Raw genomic sequence first — 229 nt, 5'->3', positions numbered from 1 at the left:
CTGCCATGGATTCCGTTCTCAAGGCTGCGTCCTAACCACCTTGACTAATGCTATAGAGTCTGACCTGGCTTCAATGTTGGAATTAAGATGAACTCCAACCACAACTCAAACACTGTCCGATTACAACAACCCTCAAAGCGATCGGGGGCTAAGAGTTGTTGATAACACCATGCCGCCATATAGCTCACCCTGCCCTGCCTCTTCCCTGATTTGAGGGCATCGAAGCGTT

Annotated in this window: 1 pseudogene; it reads right to left on the bottom strand. The window is 49.3% G+C overall.

Annotated features, from left to right (window positions below):
* Nucleotides 1-53: 53 nt before the first annotated feature.
* Nucleotides 54-229: pseudogene (locus P5674_RS26410) on the bottom strand (IS630 family transposase); the annotation flags it as partial.

Origin of the sequence: Limnospira sp. PMC 289.06 (genome assembly GCF_032350395.1) — a bacterium.
Taxonomy (GTDB): Bacteria; Cyanobacteriota; Cyanobacteriia; order Cyanobacteriales; family Microcoleaceae; genus Limnospira; species Limnospira platensis.
This window is presented reverse-complemented; position numbering and strand designations above follow the sequence as displayed.